The 19,158-nt window shown below is 60.9% G+C and carries 18 protein-coding genes; 17 read left to right on the top strand and 1 reads right to left on the bottom strand.

All coding sequences use genetic code 11. The features are described 5' to 3' along the window. Positions 1–40: 40 nt before the first annotated feature. The 3 genes from secG to pyrG all read left to right on the top strand — a co-directional run bounded on the left by secG (position 41) and on the right by pyrG (position 3,491). Entirely contained in the window at positions 41–490 is a 450-nt protein-coding gene (secG, locus tag G6N74_RS02860; RefSeq protein WP_165114051.1) for a preprotein translocase subunit SecG, read from the top strand. A gap of 276 nt (positions 491–766) precedes the next feature. Further along, positions 767–1,714 (top strand): L,D-transpeptidase, encoded by a 948-nt coding sequence (locus G6N74_RS02855; protein WP_165114049.1) that lies wholly within the window; start codon positions 767–769, stop codon positions 1,712–1,714. Positions 1,715–1,853: 139 nt separating this feature from the next. Beyond that, positions 1,854–3,491, top strand: coding sequence for a CTP synthase (gene pyrG / locus G6N74_RS02850; RefSeq protein WP_281353932.1), 1,638 nt, complete (start codon positions 1,854–1,856; stop codon positions 3,489–3,491). A 164-nt stretch (positions 3,492–3,655) separates the two neighbouring features. On the opposite strand, the gene G6N74_RS02845 is transcribed toward pyrG, so the two are convergent. Next, positions 3,656–5,113 (bottom strand): NCS1 family nucleobase:cation symporter-1, encoded by a 1,458-nt coding sequence (locus tag G6N74_RS02845; protein ID WP_165114045.1) that lies wholly within the window; start codon positions 5,111–5,113, stop codon positions 3,656–3,658. Between the two features lie 1,355 nt (positions 5,114–6,468). Here G6N74_RS02845 and G6N74_RS02840 point away from each other — a divergent pair. From G6N74_RS02840 to G6N74_RS02775, 14 genes are all read left to right on the top strand, one after another. Beyond that, complete coding sequence (locus G6N74_RS02840; protein WP_165114043.1) at positions 6,469–7,359, top strand: VOC family protein; 891 nt, start codon at positions 6,469–6,471, stop codon at positions 7,357–7,359. Further along, on the top strand, positions 7,356–8,189 hold the full coding sequence (gene kdsA, locus G6N74_RS02835) for a 3-deoxy-8-phosphooctulonate synthase (protein ID WP_165114041.1): 834 nt from the start codon (positions 7,356–7,358) through the stop codon (positions 8,187–8,189). Before G6N74_RS02840 ends, kdsA begins: the two co-directional genes overlap by 4 nt. A gap of 81 nt (positions 8,190–8,270) precedes the next feature. Beyond that, a complete protein-coding gene (eno, locus tag G6N74_RS02830; protein ID WP_165114039.1) occupies positions 8,271–9,545 on the top strand; it encodes a phosphopyruvate hydratase in 1,275 nt (424 codons plus the stop codon). A 143-nt stretch (positions 9,546–9,688) separates the two neighbouring features. After that, complete coding sequence (locus G6N74_RS02825; protein WP_165114036.1) at positions 9,689–10,015, top strand: FtsB family cell division protein; 327 nt, start codon at positions 9,689–9,691, stop codon at positions 10,013–10,015. Positions 10,016–10,188: 173 nt separating this feature from the next. Continuing rightward, positions 10,189–11,232, top strand: coding sequence for a pyruvate dehydrogenase (acetyl-transferring) E1 component subunit alpha (gene pdhA, locus G6N74_RS02820; protein ID WP_165114033.1), 1,044 nt, complete (start codon positions 10,189–10,191; stop codon positions 11,230–11,232). A 14-nt stretch (positions 11,233–11,246) separates the two neighbouring features. Next, positions 11,247–12,635 carry a pyruvate dehydrogenase complex E1 component subunit beta gene (locus tag G6N74_RS02815; RefSeq protein ID WP_165114031.1) on the top strand — a complete coding sequence of 463 codons (1,389 nt, stop codon included), beginning with the start codon at positions 11,247–11,249 and terminating at the stop codon, positions 12,633–12,635. 14 nt (positions 12,636–12,649) lie between these two features. Beyond that, a complete protein-coding gene (locus G6N74_RS02810; protein WP_165114029.1) occupies positions 12,650–14,026 on the top strand; it encodes a pyruvate dehydrogenase complex dihydrolipoamide acetyltransferase in 1,377 nt (458 codons plus the stop codon). 214 nt (positions 14,027–14,240) lie between these two features. Beyond that, positions 14,241–14,882, top strand: coding sequence for an SGNH/GDSL hydrolase family protein (locus tag G6N74_RS02805; RefSeq protein ID WP_165114026.1), 642 nt, complete (start codon positions 14,241–14,243; stop codon positions 14,880–14,882). Next, positions 14,879–15,454, top strand: a complete 576-nt coding sequence (locus G6N74_RS02800) for a GNAT family N-acetyltransferase (protein WP_165114023.1) — start codon at positions 14,879–14,881, stop codon at positions 15,452–15,454. Before G6N74_RS02805 ends, G6N74_RS02800 begins: the two co-directional genes overlap by 4 nt. Before the next feature lie 17 nt (positions 15,455–15,471). Next, positions 15,472–16,917: a dihydrolipoyl dehydrogenase gene (gene lpdA / locus G6N74_RS02795; protein ID WP_165114020.1), complete on the top strand. Its 1,446-nt coding sequence runs from the start codon at positions 15,472–15,474 to the stop codon at positions 16,915–16,917. Positions 16,918–16,996: 79 nt separating this feature from the next. Beyond that, positions 16,997–17,275 (top strand): GlsB/YeaQ/YmgE family stress response membrane protein, encoded by a 279-nt coding sequence (locus G6N74_RS02790; RefSeq protein WP_165114017.1) that lies wholly within the window; start codon positions 16,997–16,999, stop codon positions 17,273–17,275. Positions 17,276–17,283: 8 nt separating this feature from the next. Further along, complete coding sequence (lipA, locus tag G6N74_RS02785) at positions 17,284–18,258, top strand: lipoyl synthase (protein WP_165114014.1); 975 nt, start codon at positions 17,284–17,286, stop codon at positions 18,256–18,258. Next, positions 18,258–18,734: a type II toxin-antitoxin system RatA family toxin gene (locus tag G6N74_RS02780; RefSeq protein ID WP_165114012.1), complete on the top strand. Its 477-nt coding sequence runs from the start codon at positions 18,258–18,260 to the stop codon at positions 18,732–18,734. Before lipA ends, G6N74_RS02780 begins: the two co-directional genes overlap by 1 nt. Then, complete coding sequence (locus tag G6N74_RS02775) at positions 18,700–19,155, top strand: GNAT family N-acetyltransferase (RefSeq protein ID WP_165114010.1); 456 nt, start codon at positions 18,700–18,702, stop codon at positions 19,153–19,155. Before G6N74_RS02780 ends, G6N74_RS02775 begins: the two co-directional genes overlap by 35 nt. Positions 19,156–19,158: the final 3 nt, after the last annotated feature.

Below are 19,158 nucleotides of genomic sequence, written 5' to 3'. Positions count from 1 at the left end.
GGGCCGTTTGGCGCTCGAACCAGAATTTGCCAGGAAATCCATGGAAACCGTAATCATCGTCATCCATCTCATGGTCGTTCTCGCGCTTGTCGGCGTCGTGCTTCTGCAGCGCTCCGAGGGCGGCGGCCTTGGCATTGGCGGCGGCTCGGGCTTCATGACCGCACGCGGTGCCGCCAACGCGCTGACGCGCGCCACGGCCATTCTGGCGGCGGCATTCTTCGCGACGTCGCTGATCCTTTCCATCATCGCCCGTTACGGCGAGCGCCCGATCGACATTCTCGACCGCGTGCCGACCACGCAGGGTGGCACGAACAACAATGGCGGCACCGGCAGCGGTGGTGGCGTCCTCGACCAGCTTGGCGGCGCTCCGAGCACCCCGCCGGCCACGACGCCCGCCCCAGTGACCACGCCTCCGTCGGGCAGCGATGCGGCTACGCCGCCGGCGACGGCACCGGCTCAGCCGGCAACGCCTCAGGTTCCGAACCAGTAATCTTCTTATGATCTACTTCGTGACTTAGCCCCGCCCTTACCGGCGGGGCTAAGTCATTAGGAGTAGGGGCTTTTCGCGTTTCGGGCTGCAACCTGTTGTTGTTTGAACACACTCGCCGCAAATGGTGATTCTTCGGCTAAGAATCGCGGCTTCGTGAAGCAAGCCCTCCTTGTGATTTTCAGCGTTAATTGCTTATAAATCCCGCAGCGGCAATGTCGGCATTCGCATCGCATAAACCATGCGGTGCCGACGTGCATTTATTTCGGGATCGCAATCATGCTTATTCGCAGCCTTATTCTACTGGGCCTCTGCGCCGCCATTGGCGTGTCCGCTCCGGCCTATGCCGAAACCACTCCGGCCAAGACTTACCTTTTCCCGCTCAAGAGCAAGGCCGTCGAGGCGGATACCAAAGATCAGAAAGTCGACAAGAACGACAAGAAAAAGAAGCTTACCGCCAAGGAAAAGGCCAAGCAGCAGAAGGCGGTCGCCGATGCCAAGGTCAAGGCCAAGGAAGATCGGAAGCTTGCAGGCGCGAAAGGCAAAGTGCAGACCGTTGCGGCAGTGCCGCTCGCCGATCCCTCTGCGATCACGATGACCGGCAACAACGGTGAATTGCGCAGCGAAGCACAGGATCGTCCGCAGGGCGGCTTCCTCTCCGTTCTGTTCGGCGGCGACCCATCCTCGCCGAACATGCTGCCGCAGACCCGCGCGCTTGACGCGGTGCTGGAGCAGAAGCAGGCCAACAAGAAATTCAAGGTGAAGTCGGACTTCGAGCCGCAGTCGGTCGAGTTCTCGGGCTACCCGCGCGGCACCATCGTCATCGATACCCGTGCCCGCTATCTCTATCTCATGGAATCGTCCTCCACTGCCCGCCGCTATGCGATCGCGGTCGGCCGCGAAGGGCTTGAGTTCAAGGGCACCGCGAAAGTCGGCGACAAGCAGGAATGGCCGCGCTGGATCCCGACGCTCGACATGCAGAAGCGCGAGCCGAAGAAATACGGCCAGTACAAGGACGGTATGCCCGGCGGCCCCGAAAACCCGCTCGGCGCACGTGCGATCTATCTCTACCAGGGCAAGAGCGACACCCATATCCGCATCCACGGCACCAACCAGCCGCAGACCATCGGCACCAATTCGTCGAACGGCTGCTTCCGCATGGTCAACGACCACGTCATGGACCTCTATCGCCGGGTCAAGATGGGTACGGATGTAGTCGTCCTGTAAAACTCTGATTTTACGGCAAAAAGGGCCGGCCCAGCCGGCCCTTTTTGTTTGGGCGGATAAGAACCCATATAAACCAAGCCGGGAAAACGCACGCGTTGCGTATTTTCTTCTGGCGGAATCAATCCTGTAACGTTAAGCGATGACTCCCATGGCGCGATATGTATTCATCACTGGCGGCGTGGTTTCCTCGCTCGGAAAAGGCATTGCAGCAGCGGCTCTTGGAGCCCTTTTGCAAGCACGCGGCTATCGCGTGCGCATCCGAAAACTCGACCCTTACCTGAATGTCGATCCCGGCACGATGTCGCCTTACCAGCACGGCGAAGTCTTCGTGACCGACGATGGCGCCGAGACCGATCTCGATCTCGGCCACTACGAGCGCTTCACCGGCCGCTCGGCCAACCAGAGCGACAACATCACGACGGGTCGCATTTACAAGAACATCATCGAACGCGAACGCCGCGGCGACTATCTCGGCGCGACCGTGCAGGTGATTCCGCACGTCACCGACGAGATCAAGAATTTCATTATCGGCGGCAATGAGGACTATGATTTTGTCCTGTGCGAGATCGGCGGCACCGTCGGCGACATTGAGGCGATGCCGTTTCTGGAAGCCATCCGCCAGCTCGGCAACGACCTGCCGCGCAACAATGCGGTCTACGTCCATCTGACGTTGATGCCCTACATCCCGACCGCCGGCGAGCTGAAGACCAAGCCGACGCAGCATTCGGTCAAGGAGCTGCGCTCCATCGGCATCGCGCCTGACATCCTGCTGGTGCGTGCCGATCGTGATATTCCCAAGGAAGAGCGCAGAAAACTGTCGCTGTTCTGCAATGTCCGCGAATCCGCCGTCATCCAGGCGCTCGATGTCGGCCACATCTACGATGTGCCGCTGGCCTATCACAAGGAAGGCCTCGATTCGGAAGTGCTGGCCGCTTTCGGAATCGACCCGGCGCCCAAGCCGCGCCTCGACCCGTGGGAAAACGTATCGAACCTTATTCACAATCCCGAAGGCGAGGTCACCATCGCCATCGTCGGCAAATATACCGGCCTCAAGGACGCCTACAAATCGCTGATCGAAGCGCTGTCGCATGGCGGCCTCGCGAACAATGTTCGCGTAAAACTCGACTGGATCGAATCGGAAATCTTCGAGAAGGAAGACCCGTCGCCCTGGCTCGAAAAGGTCCACGGCATTCTGGTGCCGGGCGGTTTCGGCGAGCGTGGCTCCGAAGGCAAGATCCTTGCAGCGAAATTCGCTCGCGAGCGCAAGGTCCCGTATTTCGGCATCTGCTTCGGCATGCAGATGGCCTGTATCGAGGCGGCGCGCTCGCTGGCCGGCGTCGAACATGCCTCCTCGACGGAGTTTGGTCCTACCGATGAACCGGTGGTCGGCCTGATGACCGAATGGCTGCGCGGCAACATGCTGGAAAAGCGCCGCGAGACGGGCGATCTAGGCGGCACGATGCGGCTCGGCGCTTATGAGGCGAAACTCGGCGAGGGGTCGAAGATCGCCGAAATTTACGGCAGCACCGATATTTCGGAGCGCCACCGCCACCGCTATGAGGTCAATGTCGACTACAAGGAGCGGCTGGAGGATTGCGGCCTGGTTTTCGCCGGCATGTCGCCCGATGGTGTGCTGCCCGAGACGGTCGAATATCCCGACCATCCCTGGTTCATCGGCGTCCAGTATCACCCTGAACTGAAGAGCCGCCCGCTGGAGCCGCATCCGCTATTTGCGAGCTTCATCGAAGCGGCGGTGGAGCAGTCGCGGCTGGTCTAACTGCAGCTCTTCCTTCTCCCCTTGTGGGAGAAGGTGGCCGACCCTGAGCTTGCGAAGGGGAGGTCGGATGAGGGGTGTTCCAGCTTAGCGCTCCGTCCAACACCCCTCATCCGCCTTCACTTCGTTCAGGCACCTTCTCCCACAAGGGGAGAAGGAAAGGCGACTTACGCCTTCGCCGTCTTCGCGCCGGCGCTGACTGCTGCCGAGCGCAGCACGTAATAGATCACGCCGGCGATCGCCACGCCGAAGAACCAGCCATAGACGCCCCACCATGACGGCAGCCAGTTGGTGAAGTTCGGCAGGATCGACGAGAACAGCGCGCCGATGCCGGCCGCTATGAAGGCGTTGACGTGCCAGCCGCTCTGGAAGCGGAATTCACCATTCTCGCGGTAAAGCGCCTCCACGTCGACTTCGCTTTTACGGATCAGGTAATAGTCGACCATCATGACGCCGAAGATCGGACCCATCGTCGCGCCGATGATGTTGACGAAGGTCGCCGCGTTGCCTTCCCACGGTGCGAACGGGTAGAGCACCAGTGCGATCAGCGCCGCGATATAGCCGCCCTTCTTGAAGTCGATCTGACGCGGGAAGACGTTGGAAAAGTCGAAGGCCGGCGAGACGAAGTTTGCCACCACATTGATGCCGAGGGTCGCTACCGCAAAGGTCAGCGCAGCGAGCATCGCGAGGAACCAGCTGTCGAACTTGGCCGAAATCTGGTCGGGATGCAGCAGCACTTCGCCGTAGACGTCATAGGCGGCGATGGTGGTGACGCCGGCAACCAGCGAGAACAGGATCAGGTTGATCGGCAGGCCCCAGATATTGCCCTTCCGCAACGAAGCCTTGTCCGGCGAATAGCGGGCGAAGTCGCAGAAGTTGAGATAGAGTGCCGAGAAGTAGGTCACCCAGATCGCCGCCACTGCAAACAGTGATGTCCACGAACCGGGAACGCCGGGCACGCCTGCGTCCTTGGTTTTTTCCAGAAGCACATCCATCGGAATATCGCTGGTGATGGCGAAAGTGCCGGCCTTTACGCAGAGATATATGGCGAGGATCAGCATCATGACCCACACAGCCGGTCCGGCCCAATCCTGGAAGCGGCGCACCGTCTCCATGCCGCGTTGAATGATCAGCAGTTGCAGCGCCCAGATGATGACGAAGCAGATGACCTCCAGCGTTGAATGGCCGAGCATGTGGCTGTTCTGGTGAAAGGAAAGCATGCTTTCGTTGCGGATCAGCAGCGCCACGATTGCGCCGGAAGCGGCTGCCGTCTGTGCGCCATACCAGAAGCAGGCGACGATAGCCCGCACAATTGCAGGGACGTTGGCGCCCCATATGCCGAAGGAAGCACGAGCCAGAACCGGGTAGGGCACGCCGGTCTTCATGCCGGCATAGCCGATCATGTTCATCAGCACGTAGATGATCAGCGAGCCGATGCCGATGGCGATGATGAAGTTGACGAAGCCGCCGCAGAACAGAAACAGGCTGGCGGCGAGATAATAGCCCCACAGGCTGTGAACGTCCGACGTCCAGACGTTGAAGATCGAAAACGGTCCCCAGTTTCGGACCTTTGCCGGGGCAAGATCCTCATTGTATAAATCGGGCGATGCGCCTTTTATGGTCATGTTGAAATTCCCCTCTCAGTTAACGCCCGCCCCCGGACGTTAACTGGACAGGTTAGGCCTTCCGCAGGGGAAGCGGCAATCAATTCATTGGCCGGCTTTTGGGCGAAAGATATTCAACGCGAACGATGATTGTTGTCTTCGGTGGTCATGAATTTGGCCTTGTGGATTTGGGTGAGTCGGCGTCTCCCTCCCCCTTGAGGGGAGGGTGGCCCGTAGGGCCGGGTGGGGTCGCCGCGGCAGTGCTCGACGTTCTTTTTGTGCCGAGCGCTGCCGCAGCGACCCCCTCTGGCTGCTTTGCAGCCATCTCCCCCTCAAGGGGGGAGAATACTGTGGCGCGCTTCATCATCGCCACGCCCGGTTTTCACCGTCTGACCATTGTCAAAGAACTTGGGAAGCGGGGCGCTTGGCCGTGCCTTCCTAATATGTAGTACGTGGCGCAGCTTCCGCGCCCCGCTCGGTATCTGTCCCGAAATCGGCCGGTCACAACGCCCGCTCCATGTACATTCCATGGACAAGACGCCGCGGGTTCTCCGCATCCTGCGCGATCTGCCCTTGATCTTTTCGCCACAGGTTTTCACTTGCAGCTTCCAGCCAGGGCATGCGGCCGCAGGACGCCGGCCTGTGTCGGGCCCTCGGGTCCCTGGCTACCACACCAGGGCGGGAGGTCACCGCCACTCCCCCTTGATCCCGGTTCCAGACCCGGTCCCGTAGGAGCGATGGGGGGATTATGCAGGCGGTGTTTTGGGGTGTGGATAGATCGGGCGTGAAAAAATGTGTGGGGTGAGGGAAAACAATGGATTGGCGGGAAATTGGGTGGAAATCTTTCCCCCAATTCGCGAGCTTCAGGTTCGGCAGTTCTGCACCGCAGCGGCTTCATCGATGTTCCGGCATGGATCCCCGTCGCAAGAGCGACCCTCGCCCTTCGCTTCGCTCGTGCTGCGACCCGAGGATGACGAGCTTGTTATTGGTCGCCTTCGCAAACCGTCAACGCGAAACCGCCAACGCTTGGGATTAGCGACAAGCCCAAATGCAATTCGTCATTCTCGACCTCGTGAGCGAGGAACGAGCGGAGAGTGTCGGGAATCCATGCCGAAACGCAAAAGCGCTTCGGCGGTGCAGACTGCAACAGCCTCAGGATCGGTCCGTGCCCGACGATGATGCGGAACAGGTCCCGGATAACCTGAGCTCCGGTTTCAGACCAATCGGTCCCGGATAACCTGCGCTTCGCTCGGGTTTCCGGTTTCCGGACGTCAGGGCTGCCTTCGCCAATCATCAAAGACCGGAACTGGAAGAGCGAAATGCAAAACAAACCCAAAGCTTGAACCGCCGGCGGTTTTCGGGCACATGGCGGCGCGATGAGCATTTCCGCAAAAGCGCGTCCGCTTGACCATCTCGTCCTGCCGACAGCCGATCTCGGCGTCGCGCGTGAGCGGCTCGCTGCGCTTGGCTTTACGGTCGCACCCGTCGGCATCCATCCTTTCGGCACCGAAAACGCCTGCGTCTATTTTTCGGACGGCACGTTTCTGGAGCCGCTGGCGATCGGCGATGCCGGTAAGGTCGATGAAGCGATCACGGCGCAAAATGTCTTCGTCGAACGCGACCGCCTGTTTCGCGAACGCAACGGCGAAGAGGGATTTTCGGCGCTGGTGTTCGGCACCGAAGACGCCGATGCGGACAACGCGGTTTTTGTTCGCGCCGCCGTTTCAGCGGGCCCGAGACTCGATTTCTCGCGGCCTTTCGTCGATGCTTCGGGCAAGGCCGAGACCGCCTCGTTCCGGCTTGCCTTCGCCGCCGAGGCAGACATGCCGGATACATTTTTCTTCACCTGTGAGCTGGTCAACGCGCCGAAGGTCGACCGCTCTGCGCTGCAGGCCCATGCCAATGGTGCAAGGCGCATTGTCGGCGTCGTGGCAGTCAGCGCCGATCCGACAGCTTATGGTGGCTTTTTCAACGTCGTAGCCGGAGCTGAAGCCGGTCTCGCCAGCAGTCAAAGCGTTCAGTTCGAATTGCCGAACGCCACCATCGCGCTCACCGACTCTGCCGGCCTCAAGGCCGCTTTCGGTGTCGATATCCCGCCCGCATCCAGCCTGCAGCTCGCCGCGATCGTCTTCAGCGTAAAAGACCTGGCGAAGACGGAAGCGCTGTTCATCGCCGACACCGTGGATTATCACAGGCGCGGCAGCCGCCTGATCGTAACGCCAGCCGCCGGGCAGGGCGCCATTTTAGCTTTCGAGGAGTTCTCATGACCGCGCCGAATTCGACCGTCACCGTCGGCAATGCCGTTTTCGGCAACAACGCACCGCTCGCTTTGATTGCCGGGCCGTGCCAGCTCGAATCGCGCCAGCATGCCTTCGACATGGCTGGCGCACTCAAGGAGCTGACGACGAAGCTCGGCATCGGCCTCGTCTACAAGACGAGCTATGACAAGGCCAATCGCACTTCGCTGTCCTCGACGCGCGGGGCGGGGCTGGACGCGGCGCTGCCGGTGTTCGACGATTTGCGCAAGGAGTTCGGCCTGCCGGTGCTGACCGACGTGCACTCCGAAGAACAATGCCGGATCGTCGCGCCGCATGTCGATGTGCTGCAGATCCCTGCGTTCCTGTCACGCCAGACCGATCTTCTCATTGCCGCTGCCAATACGGGCAAGGTGGTGAATGTGAAGAAGGGGCAGTTCCTCGCGCCCTGGGACATGAAGAACGTGGTGGCCAAGGTCACCGGTTCGGGCAATGCCAATGTGCTGGTCACCGAGCGCGGCGCTTCCTTCGGCTACAACACGCTCGTCTCCGACATGCGCGCGCTGCCGATCATGGCCGAGATCGGCGCGCCGGTGATCTTTGATGCAACCCACTCCGTACAGCAGCCGGGCGGGCAGGGCGCAACATCGGGCGGCGAGCGCCGCTTTGTCGAGACGCTGGCCCGTGCAGCGGTCGCGGTCGGTGTTGCGGGCGTGTTCATCGAGACGCATCAGGACCCGGACAATTCAACCTCGTCGGACGGCCCCAACATGATACCGCTCAAGGACCTGCCGGCATTGTTGGAAAGATTGATGGCGTTCGACCGGATCGCCAAGGCCTGAGGCCAGCCTTCTGATTGCCTTTTGTCGGGCTTCCGCTAAGAGAGGCCCGACCCAACCCTCCAGCACCGAGGAACCCTCCCTATGACCGCAATCGTAGACATCATCGGCCGTGAAATTCTGGACAGCCGCGGCAATCCGACCGTGGAAGTGGACGTGGTGCTGGAAGACGGCTCGATGGGCCGCGCTGCGGTTCCCTCGGGCGCCTCGACGGGCGCGCATGAAGCAGTCGAGCTGCGCGACGGTGGCGCGCGCTATCTCGGCAAGGGCGTCGAGCGCGCCGTGGAGGCCGTGAACGGCGAGCTCTTCGAGGCCGTCGGCGGCCTGGAGGCCGAGCATCAGGCAGGCATCGACCAGATCATGATCGACCTCGACGGCACGCCGAACAAGGCGCGTCTCGGCGCCAACGCCATCCTCGGCGTGTCGCTGGCCATCGCCAAGGCTGCTGCCGAATCTTCAAGCCTGCCGCTCTACCGCTATGTCGGCGGTACGAACGCCCGCGTCCTGCCGGTGCCGATGATGAACATCATCAATGGCGGCGCCCATGCCGACAACCCGATCGATTTCCAGGAATTCATGATCATGCCGGTCGGCGCGCCGACCTTCCGCGATGCCGTGCGCTGGGGCTCGGAAATTTTCCACACGCTGAAGAAGCGCCTGAAGGATGCCGGCCACAACACCAATGTCGGCGACGAGGGCGGTTTCGCGCCGAACCTGAAGAGCGCGCCGGCCGCACTCGACTTCATCATGGAGTCGATCGAAAAGGCCGGCTTCAAGCCCGGTGAGGACGTCGCCCTCGCACTGGACTGCGCCGCGACAGAATTCTTCAAGGACGGCGCTTACGTCTATGAAGGCGAGAAGAAGAGCCGAGATCCCAAGACGCAGGCAAAATATCTGGCCAAGCTCGCCGGCGACTATCCGATCATCTCGATCGAGGACGGCATGGCCGAAGACGACTGGGAAGGCTGGAAGTACCTCACCGATCTTTGCGGCAAGAAGGTTCAACTCGTCGGCGACGATCTGTTCGTCACCAACTCGGCCCGCCTGCGTGACGGTATCCGCATGGGTGTCGCAAACTCGATCCTGGTCAAGGTCAACCAGATCGGCACGCTGACCGAGACGCTTGATGCGGTCGAGACCGCGCATAAGGCTGCCTACACCGCAGTCATGTCGCACCGCTCGGGCGAGACGGAAGATTCGACCATTGCCGATCTCGCCGTCGCCACCAATTGCGGGCAGATCAAGACCGGCTCGCTGGCGCGCTCGGACCGTACGGCGAAGTACAACCAACTCATCCGCATCGAGGAAGAGCTCGGCACGCAGGCGCGCTTTGCAGGGCGCTCGATCCTGAAGGGCTGATTGGCTCGTTTCCATTGCTTGGTTTTCACGGAAAGGCGGGGAGCGATCCTCGCCTTTTTCTGTTCCGGGGAACTGATTTTTTCGACCTCGTAACCGGACATTAAGCATGATGGCGCGAGATAGCGGCAGAAGGAATCTACGCCATGTGGACACGTCAGCACAAAGAAAGAAAAACCGGCCGGCTCATCGTGCCGGCCCTTGCGGTGCTGTTCCTGTCCTATTTCGGCTTCCATGCCTATCACGGCGAATTCGGCATCTACTCCAAGTACCGGCTGCAGGACCGGACGGTCGAGTTGCAGGCCAAGCTGGATACTGTAAGATCGCAGCGCATCGAGCTTGAGCGCAGGGTGCAGCTCCTGCATGACGGCACGCTCGAAAAGGATATGCTGGACGAACAGGCGCGCAAGGCGTTGAACCTGTCCCATACTGATGAGATAACCATCATCCGCTCGTCGGACGAGACGAATTAACCGTAAGTCGGTTAATCATCAATATCTTCAATGTTTCTAGTCGGTTACGTGCATGCCAGCCATGCATTTTTCCGCATGGCCGAACGTTGAATTGCATGCTAGCCTCATTCCAATTCGAGGGGGAAGCACATCCCTCTCAATGTCCAAAAAGAGACATTGCCAGGGAGTGATGCATGGCTGTTGCCGCCAAGAAGGCGTCCGTTCGATCGAAATCGGACGGCAAGTCGAATTCCGCGCCGGTGGCGCCCAAGCCCGTTGATTTCAATAAAGAGCAGGAACTCGCCGCCTACCGCGACATGCTGCTGATGCGGCGTTTCGAGGAGAAGGCCGGCCAGCTCTACGGCATGGGCTTCATCGGCGGCTTCTGCCATCTCTATATCGGTCAGGAGGCGGTCGTCACCGGCCTCAAGATGGCGTTGATCGAAGGCGATCAGATGATCACCGCCTATCGCGACCACGCCCACATGCTTGCCATGGATATGTCGCCGCGCGGTGTGATGGCAGAGCTCACCGGTCGCCGTGGGGGCTACTCCAAGGGCAAGGGCGGCTCCATGCACATGTTCTCCAAGGAGAAGAATTTCTACGGCGGGCACGGCATCGTCGGTGCGCAGGTGTCGCTCGGGACAGGTCTGGCCTTCGCCAACCGTTACCGCGAGAACAAGAATGTCTCGCTGACCTATTTCGGCGACGGCGCTGCCAACCAGGGCCAGGTCTATGAAAGCTTCAACATGGCCTCGCTGTGGAAGCTGCCGGTGATCTACATCATCGAAAACAACCGCTACGCCATGGGCACGTCGGTTTCCCGGTCTTCGGCCGAGACGGATTTCTCGCAGCGCGGCGCGTCGTTCCGTATTCCCGGCATCCAGGTCGACGGCATGGATGTGCGCGCGGTCAAGGCTGCGGCTGATCTCGCGACCGAATGGTGCCGCTCCGGCAAGGGCCCGATCATCCTTGAGATGCAGACCTACCGCTATCGCGGCCACTCCATGTCCGATCCGGCAAAGTACCGGTCGAAGGAGGAGGTGCAGAAGATGCGCTCCGAGCATGACCCGATCGAGCAGGTGAAGGCGCGCGTGCTCGAAAAGAAGTGGGCAAGCGAGGACGACCTGAAAGCGCTCGACAAGGAGGTGCGCGACATCGTCGCCGATGCGGCCGAATTCGCGCAGACCGATCCTGAGCCGGATGCTTCCGAGCTCTACACCGACATCACGCATTAAGGGGAGGGCTGGACATGCCGATCGAAATTCTCATGCCCGCGCTCTCGCCGACCATGGAAGAGGGCAATCTCTCGAAATGGCTCAAGAACGAAGGGGACAAGGTCGTCGCCGGCGATGTCATTGCCGAGATCGAAACCGACAAGGCGACGATGGAAGTCGAAGCGGTCGATGAAGGCATCCTCGGAAAGATCCTCGTTCCTGCCGGCACCGAAGGCGTCAAAGTGAACACGCCGATCGCTATCCTCGCGGTCGAAGGCGAAGACATCGACAAGCTCGGCGAAGGCATCGGTGAAGAGGAAGTGTCTGCGAAGGCGGAGGCAGCGATGCCTGCTGAGGCTCCCGCCGAGACCAAGCCGGCGCCGGTCGCCGCCGCGCCGAAGATTGAAGTTGCTGCCGATCCGGACATTCCGGCCGGCACCGAGATGGTTTCCACCACCGTGCGCGAAGCGCTTCGCGATGCAATGGCGGAAGAAATGCGCCGCGACGAGAACGTTTTCGTCATGGGCGAGGAAGTTGCCGAATACCAAGGCGCCTACAAGATCACGCAAGGTCTGCTGCAGGAATTCGGCGCGCGCCGCGTCGTCGATACGCCGATCACCGAGCACGGCTTTGCCGGCGTCGGCGTCGGTGCGGCAATGGCCGGCCTCAGGCCGATCGTCGAGTTCATGACCTTCAACTTCGCCATGCAGGCGATCGACCAGATTATCAACTCCGCCGCCAAGACGCTTTACATGTCGGGCGGCCAGATGGGCGCGCCGATCGTGTTCCGTGGGCCCAACGGTGCAGCAGCGCGCGTCGCCGCCCAGCACAGCCAGGACTATGCCGCCTGGTACAGCCATATTCCGGGCCTGAAGGTGGTGATGCCTTATACGGCAGCCGACGCCAAGGGCCTGCTCAAGGCCGCGATCCGCGATCCGAACCCGATCATCTTCCTCGAGAACGAAATCCTCTACGGCCAGTCCTTCGACGTGCCGAAGCTCGATGATTTTGTGCTCCCGATCGGCAAGGCGCGCATCCACAAGACCGGCAAGGATGTGACCATCGTTTCCTTCGGCATCGGCATGACCTATGCGGTCAAGGCGGAAGCCGAACTGCGCAGCTTGGGTATCGATGCCGAGATCATCGATCTCAGGACAATCCGCCCGCTCGACCTCGACACGATCATCACCTCGGTCAAGAAGACCAACCGTCTGGTTGTCGTCGAAGAAGGCTACCCGCAAAGCTCGGTCGGCGACTTCATCGCCAACCAGGTTTCGCAGCGTGCCTTCGATTTCCTCGACGCGCCGGTGATCACGATCGCCGGCAAGGATGTGCCGATGCCTTATGCGGCCAATCTCGAGAAGCTGGCACTGCCGAATGTCGGCGAAGTCGTCGAGGCGGTCAAAGCCGTCACGTATCGCTAAGCGGGAGGACGCCTATGCCGATCAACATCACCATGCCGGCCCTCTCGCCCACGATGGAAGAGGGCAATCTCGCCAAGTGGCTGGTCAAGGAAGGCGATAAGGTTTCGCCGGGCGACGTGATCGCCGAGATCGAGACCGACAAGGCAACGATGGAAGTCGAAGCCGTCGATGAGGGCACGGTCGCCAAGCTGGTCGTTCCGGCTGGCACCGAGGGCGTGAAGGTCAATGCGCTGATCGCCGTGCTTGCGGCGGAAGGCGAGGACGCTGGCGCTGCCGCCAAGGGCGGCGACGCTCCGGCCAAGGCGGAGGCGCCGAAGGCAGAAGCAAAGCCGGAAGCGGCAAAGGCCGAGGCACCCAAGGCCGCTGCGACTGAACCTCAAAAAGCGGCGGTTCCCGCGACCAACGGTGCAGCAGCGCCCGCTGCAAAGAGCGAGGCGTCGGGAGACCGACCCTTCGCTTCGCCGCTTGCGCGCCGCATTGCCAAGGATGCCGGTGTCGATGTCGCCGGTATTGCCGGCACCGGCCCGCATGGCCGCGTGGTCAAGGCGGATGTGGAAGCAGCGATCGCTGGCGGCGGTGCAAAACCCACACCCGAAGCCAAGGCGCCTGCACCCGCAGGGGCTGCACCGGCGCCGAAGGCGATGTCGGACGATGCCGTGCTCAAGCTGTTCGCCGAGGGAACCTACGAACTCGTTCCGCATGACAACATGCGAAAAGTCATCGCGCGGCGTCTGGTCGAGGCCAAGACCACGATCCCGCATTTCTACCTGACGCTCGATTGCGAACTCGACGCGCTGCTGGCGCTGCGCGCGCAGCTCAACGCTGCCGCACCCATGCGCAAGACCGAGAAGGGCGACGTGCCGACCTACAAGCTGTCGGTCAACGACCTGATCATCAAGGCGATGGCGCTGGCCCTGCGCGACGTGCCGACGGCGAATGTGTCGTGGACCGAGCAGAACATGGTCCAACACAAGCATGCCGATGTCGGCGTTGCAGTGTCGATCCCCGGCGGCCTGATCACGCCGATCGTGCGCAAGGCCGACGAAAAGACGCTCTCCGTCATCTCCAACGAGATGAAGGACCTGGCCAAGCGCGCCCGCGACCGCAAGCTGAAGCCGGAAGAGTTCCAGGGTGGCACGACGGCGGTTTCCAATCTCGGCATGTTCGGCATCAAGGACTTTGCCGCCGTCATCAACCCGCCGCACGCCACCATCCTGGCGATCGGCGCAGGCGAGGAGCGGGCCGTGGTCAAGAACGGCGAGATCAAGATCGCCAACATCATGTCGGTGACGCTCTCGACCGACCACCGCGCCGTCGATGGCGCGCTCGGGGCCGAACTTCTGACCGCCTTCAAGCGCCACATCGAAAACCCGATGGGAATGCTGGTGTGATGGCAAAAGCCGGTGACCGCAACCCTCGAAACCAAGTAGTGATCGAGGATACTGGTCTGCCATCAACGTCACACGGCAATCAAAGGATATGGCGAGTAAAGTGCGGCGATTGTGATGAGGTTTACGGTGCAAATGGCTGCGATCTCCATATACGGAAATGCCCGTATTGCCAGGGCGGTCGTCCCTCAGAGCCACTAGATTAGAATTGAGGTCCATGAAAACCGTCCTGTGCTTCGGCGATTCACTGACCTGGGGTTACAATGCCGAGGGTCCTTCGCGTCATGCTTATGAGGATCGCTGGCCGAGTGTTCTGCAGGCGGCACTCGGCGACGGCGTGAAGGTCATCGCCGAAGGACTGAACGGCCGCACGACGGCGTTCGACGATCATCTGGCCGGCGAGGATCGCAACGGCGCGCGTATCCTGCCGACCCTGCTCGGCACCCATGCACCGCTCGACCTGATCATCATCATGCTCGGCTCCAATGACATGAAGCCTTGGATCCACGGCAATCCGATCGCGGCGAAGCAGGGCATGGCGCGGCTGGTGAGGATCGTGCAGGGCCATCCATACCCGCTTGAAGCGGAAGCGCCGGAAATCCTGCTGGTTTCGCCGCCATCAGTCAGCCGCACCGAAGATGCCGACTTTGCCGAAATGTTTGCCGGTGGCGACAAGGCTTCGCGCGAACTTGCAGGGCAATATGTGGCACTCGCCGACGAGCTTGGCTGCGGCTTTTTCGATGCCGGCTCCGTTGCCGAAACCACGCCACTCGACGGCGTGCATCTCGACGCGGAAAACACGCGAAGGGTCGGCGAGGCGATCGCGCCGGTGGCGCGGGTTATGCTGGAGCTTAAATGAGCGCGCGTCTTGCCATTCGGCCCGCCGAACGGCGCGACGCCGCTGAACTCGCGGTTCTGGTCGATGTCGCTTCGCACGGCTTTGCCAGCTGGCTCTGGTATGGCGCTGTCATCAACGGAACAACAGACACGGCACTGGAGCGCGGGCGCGCCAAGATGCGGGAAGACGAGCCGGGCGCATGGCGCAGCGCCGTCCTTGCCGAATGGGACGGTGAAGTCGCCGGAACATCTATCGCCTACGATCTGGACGAGAGTGTGCATGAAATCGTCGCACCGCATCCGGTGATCGAGCCCCTGCTGGCGTTGCAGCGCAAGGTGGTCGGCAACCGGTTCATCGACAGCCTCGGTGTCTACAAGCATCATCGCGGCAAGGGTATCGGGCGCGCCTTGCTCGAACGCGAAATCGACATGGCCGGTGGACCGGTCAGCCTGATCACCGAAAGCCACAATGAAACGGCCCAGAACCTATATCGCATGAACGGCTTCGCCGAAGCCGAGCGCATCGAGGCGGTGCCGTTGTCCGAAAACAGCAAGAGACACGAATGGGTGCTGCTCACCCGAAACGTGGCATAGAAGAAGGCAGGAAACACATGGCCGAAAACTATGACGTCATCATCATCGGCTCCGGCCCCGGCGGCTATATCGCGGCAATCCGCGCGGCCCAGCTTGGCTTGAAGACAGCAATCGTCGAGCGCGAACACTTAGCCGGCATCTGCTCTAACTGGGGCTGCATCCCGACCAAGGCGCTGCTGCGCTCGGCCGAGGTCATGCATCTCGCAGAACACGCCAAAAATTACGGCCTGAAGATCGACGGCAAGATCGAGGCCGACCTGAAGGCGGTCGTTGCCCGCTCGCGCGGCATTGCCGAGCGCATGAATGGCGGCGTCGGTTTCCTGATGAAGAAGAACAAGGTCGACGTGATCTGGGGCGAGGCGAAGCTTTCCAAGCCTGGCGAGATCGTCGTTTCCAAGACCGCCAAGAAGCCGATGCAGCCGCAGGCGCCCTTGCCGAAGAATACCAAGGGCGAGGGCACCTATACGGCCAAGCACATCATCGTCGCCACCGGCGCCCGCCCACGCGCGCTGCCCGGCATCGAGCCGGACGGTAAGCTGATCTGGACCTATTTCGAGGCAATGGTGCCGCCGGAAATGCCGAAGTCGCTGCTGGTGATGGGCTCGGGCGCGATCGGCATCGAATTCGCCAGCTTCTACCGCACCATGGGCGTCGAGGTGACCGTGGTCGAGCTTCTGCCGCAGGTGATGCCGGTGGAGGATGCCGAAATCTCGACTTTTGCGAAAAAGCAGTTCGAGAAGCAGGGGATGAAGATCATCCTCGAGGCGAAAGTGACCAAGGTTGAGAAGGGTGCGAACTCGGTCACCGCCCATGTCGAGATGAAGGACGGCAAGGTCGAAAAGATCACCGCCGACCGGCTGATTTCGGCTGTCGGCGTGCAAGGCAATGTCGAGAACATCGGGCTGGAAGCGCTCGGTGTGAAGGTTGAGCGCGGCACCATAGTCATTGATGGCTATGGCAAGACCAATGTGCCTGGCATCTACGCCATCGGCGACGTCGCCGGCCCGCCAATGCTGGCGCATAAGGCCGAGCACGAGGCGGTGATCTGCGTCGAAAAGATCGCCGGCCTGCCCAATGTGCACCCGATGGACAAGTTGAAGATCCCCGGCTGCACCTATTGCAACCCGCAGGTTGCTTCGGTCGGTCTCACCGAAGCCAAGGCCAAGGAGCAGGGCAAGGACATCCGCGTCGGCCGCTTCCCCTTCGTCGCCAACGGCAAGGCGATCGCGCTGGGCGAAGACCAGGGCATGGTGAAGACCATCTTCGACAAGAAGACTGGACAGTTGCTCGGCGCGCATATGGTCGGCGCGGAAGTGACCGAGCTGATCCAGGGTTTCGTCGTTGCGATGAACCTCGAAACCACAGAGGAAGAACTGATGCATACGATCTTCCCGCATCCGACGCTGTCGGAAATGATGAAGGAAAGCGTGCTCGACGCTTATGGCCGCGCGCTGAACGCATAACAGGCGGTCTCTGGCGGGTCTGTTGCAGCGCGCTGTTCTGACTTATATGGGTTGAACCAAGGGTTGCGAGGAGGCGGTTATGGAACAGGGCTACGGAATTATGGGAATGCCGGGAACCGGCTTCTTCGGCATGCTGATCATCGGCTTTCTTGCCGGCTATGTTGCCGAAAAGACGATGAACCGCGACCACGGCTTTTTCACCAACATATTGGTCGGCATTGCCGGCTCCTTCGTCGGTGGAACGCTGGCCGGCCTGCTGAACGTCAATTACTACGGCTTTTTCGGCAATCTGCTCGTCGCCATCGTCGGCGCGATCGTCATTCTCTGGATATTCGGCCGCACGCAGCGTGCGAGCTAGGAAGATAAATGGTTACCGTCCTCGATCTCGTTTCGACCACGCCGCGCGTGCGGCACCCCGAAAAGGCCCATCGGCCTGATCAGGAGGTTCTGCGCAAGCCTGACTGGATCCGCGTCAAGGCGCCGGTTTCCAAGGGTTATGCAGAAACGCGCGAGATCGTCCGCTCGCACAAGCTGGTGACGGTGTGCGAGGAGGCCGGCTGCCCCAATATCGGTGAGTGCTGGGAAAAGAAGCACGCCACTTTCATGATCATGGGCGAGATCTGCACCCGCGCCTGCGCCTTCTGCAATGTCGCAACCGGACGTCCGCTGCCGCTCGATCCGAACGAGCCGGAAAGCGTGGCCAAGGCCGTCAAGCAGATGGGCCTTACCCATGTCGTCATCACCTCGGTCGACCGCGACGATCTCGACGATGGCGGCGCGCAACATTTCGCCGACGTTATCCTCGCCATCCGCGCGGCGACGCCTGCGACCACCATTGAAATCCTGACGCCGGACTTCCTGCGCAAGGAAGGCGCGCTGGAGATCGTGGTCGCGGCCAAGCCGGACGTTTTCAATCACAATCTCGAAACGGTGCCGTCGAACTACCTGACGGTTCGCCCGGGCGCTCGCTATTTCCATTCGATCCGCTTGCTGCAGCGGGTCAAGGAACTCGATCCGTCGATCTTCACCAAGTCCGGCATCATGGTCGGGCTGGGCGAGGAGCGGAACGAAGTCCTTCAGCTCATGGACGATCTGCGTAGCGCCGATGTCGACTTCATGACCATCGGCCAGTATCTGCAGCCGTCGAAGAAGCATCACGCGGTCAAGAAGTTCGTGACGCCGGACGAGTTCAAATCCTACGAGACGGTCGGCATGACCAAGGGTTTTCTCCTCGTTGCCTCAAGCCCGCTGACGCGCTCGTCGCACCATGCAGGCGACGATTTCGCCAAGCTCCGGGCAGCGCGTGAAGACCATTTGAAGAAGTCGGCCAAAGCTGTTTAATGCCGAAATTCGAGACCATCCGCCACGTCGGCCACACGCCCGACCAGATGTTTGCGCTGGTTGCGGATGTTGAAAAATATCCGCAATTCCTGCCGCTGTGCGAAGCGCTGAGCGTCCGTTCACGCAAGGAACGCGATGGGCGCACGCTGCTGGTTGCCGACATGACAGTCGGCTACAAGGCGATCCGCGAGACGTTTACCAGCCAGGTTCACCTGAAGCCGGACGAGAATGCCATAGACGTCAAATATCTCGACGGCCCGTTCCGCTACCTCAGCAACATCTGGCGATTTGACGCGCCCGAAAATGGCCCCGGCACCGACATTCATTTCTTCATAGACTACGAGTTCAAGAGCCGCATTCTCGGAGCGCTGATGGGTGCGATGTTCGACCGTGCGTTCCGCATGTTCGTCGAGGCGTTCGAGAAGCGGGCGGAAGTAATTTATGGCAAGCCAGAATCGGTCAAAGCAGTTGGATAACAACAATTCCGAAGCTGGCGACTATCTGTTGGTTGTCGGCACGCCTGATATCAAAACCTATAGACGGCTCCGCAGCATCGCGGGAATGAGCGAAAAGACGGTTGAAGCCGCTGCTCTCGGTTTGCCCAATACGATTTATGCGGTCACCCTCATATGGAATGGCGAAACGGTTGGCATGGGGCGGATTATCGGAGATGGCGGCTGCTTCTATCAGATCACCGACATTGCCGTTGATCCGGATCATCAGGGCAAGGGCCTCGGCAAGAAAATCATAGAGGCGCTGGTCGGCCACCTGCGCGCCACGGCTCCCGAGACTGCCTATGTCAGCCTTATTGCTGACGGCCCGGCGCGGCATCTCTATGAAAAGTTCGGATTTGAGGCCACGGCGCCCGCCTCGATAGGCATGGCTTTGCAGCTGTAGGCG

This window comes from Mesorhizobium zhangyense, assembly GCF_011045115.1.
Lineage (GTDB): Bacteria > Pseudomonadota > Alphaproteobacteria > Rhizobiales > Rhizobiaceae > Mesorhizobium_M > Mesorhizobium_M zhangyense.
Note: the sequence above shows the minus strand (reverse complement) of the source record. Positions and strands in the feature narration are given on the sequence as shown.

What these genes read in the sequence shown, in the direction of transcription:
- eno (WP_165114039.1), top strand. Translation starts at nt 8,271, where the DNA reads ATGACCGCAATCGTAGACATCATCGGCCGTGAAATTCTGGACAGCCGC.
- G6N74_RS02790 (WP_165114017.1), top strand. Translation starts at nt 16,997, where the DNA reads ATGGAACAGGGCTACGGAATTATGGGAATGCCGGGAACCGGCTTCTTC.
- G6N74_RS02805 (WP_165114026.1), top strand. Translation starts at nt 14,241, where the DNA reads ATGAAAACCGTCCTGTGCTTCGGCGATTCACTGACCTGGGGTTACAAT.
- secG (WP_165114051.1), top strand. Translation starts at nt 41, where the DNA reads ATGGAAACCGTAATCATCGTCATCCATCTCATGGTCGTTCTCGCGCTT.
- G6N74_RS02825 (WP_165114036.1), top strand. Translation starts at nt 9,689, where the DNA reads ATGTGGACACGTCAGCACAAAGAAAGAAAAACCGGCCGGCTCATCGTG.
- G6N74_RS02840 (WP_165114043.1), top strand. Translation starts at nt 6,469, where the DNA reads ATGAGCATTTCCGCAAAAGCGCGTCCGCTTGACCATCTCGTCCTGCCG.
- G6N74_RS02855 (WP_165114049.1), top strand. Translation starts at nt 767, where the DNA reads ATGCTTATTCGCAGCCTTATTCTACTGGGCCTCTGCGCCGCCATTGGC.
- G6N74_RS02775 (WP_165114010.1), top strand. Translation starts at nt 18,700, where the DNA reads ATGGCAAGCCAGAATCGGTCAAAGCAGTTGGATAACAACAATTCCGAA.
- G6N74_RS02845 (WP_165114045.1), bottom strand. Translation starts at nt 5,113, where the DNA reads ATGACCATAAAAGGCGCATCGCCCGATTTATACAATGAGGATCTTGCC.
- pyrG (WP_281353932.1), top strand. Translation starts at nt 1,854, where the DNA reads ATGACTCCCATGGCGCGATATGTATTCATCACTGGCGGCGTGGTTTCC.
- pdhA (WP_165114033.1), top strand. Translation starts at nt 10,189, where the DNA reads ATGGCTGTTGCCGCCAAGAAGGCGTCCGTTCGATCGAAATCGGACGGC.
- G6N74_RS02815 (WP_165114031.1), top strand. Translation starts at nt 11,247, where the DNA reads ATGCCGATCGAAATTCTCATGCCCGCGCTCTCGCCGACCATGGAAGAG.
- G6N74_RS02780 (WP_165114012.1), top strand. Translation starts at nt 18,258, where the DNA reads ATGCCGAAATTCGAGACCATCCGCCACGTCGGCCACACGCCCGACCAG.
- lipA (WP_165114014.1), top strand. Translation starts at nt 17,284, where the DNA reads ATGGTTACCGTCCTCGATCTCGTTTCGACCACGCCGCGCGTGCGGCAC.
- lpdA (WP_165114020.1), top strand. Translation starts at nt 15,472, where the DNA reads ATGGCCGAAAACTATGACGTCATCATCATCGGCTCCGGCCCCGGCGGC.
- G6N74_RS02800 (WP_165114023.1), top strand. Translation starts at nt 14,879, where the DNA reads ATGAGCGCGCGTCTTGCCATTCGGCCCGCCGAACGGCGCGACGCCGCT.
- kdsA (WP_165114041.1), top strand. Translation starts at nt 7,356, where the DNA reads ATGACCGCGCCGAATTCGACCGTCACCGTCGGCAATGCCGTTTTCGGC.
- G6N74_RS02810 (WP_165114029.1), top strand. Translation starts at nt 12,650, where the DNA reads ATGCCGATCAACATCACCATGCCGGCCCTCTCGCCCACGATGGAAGAG.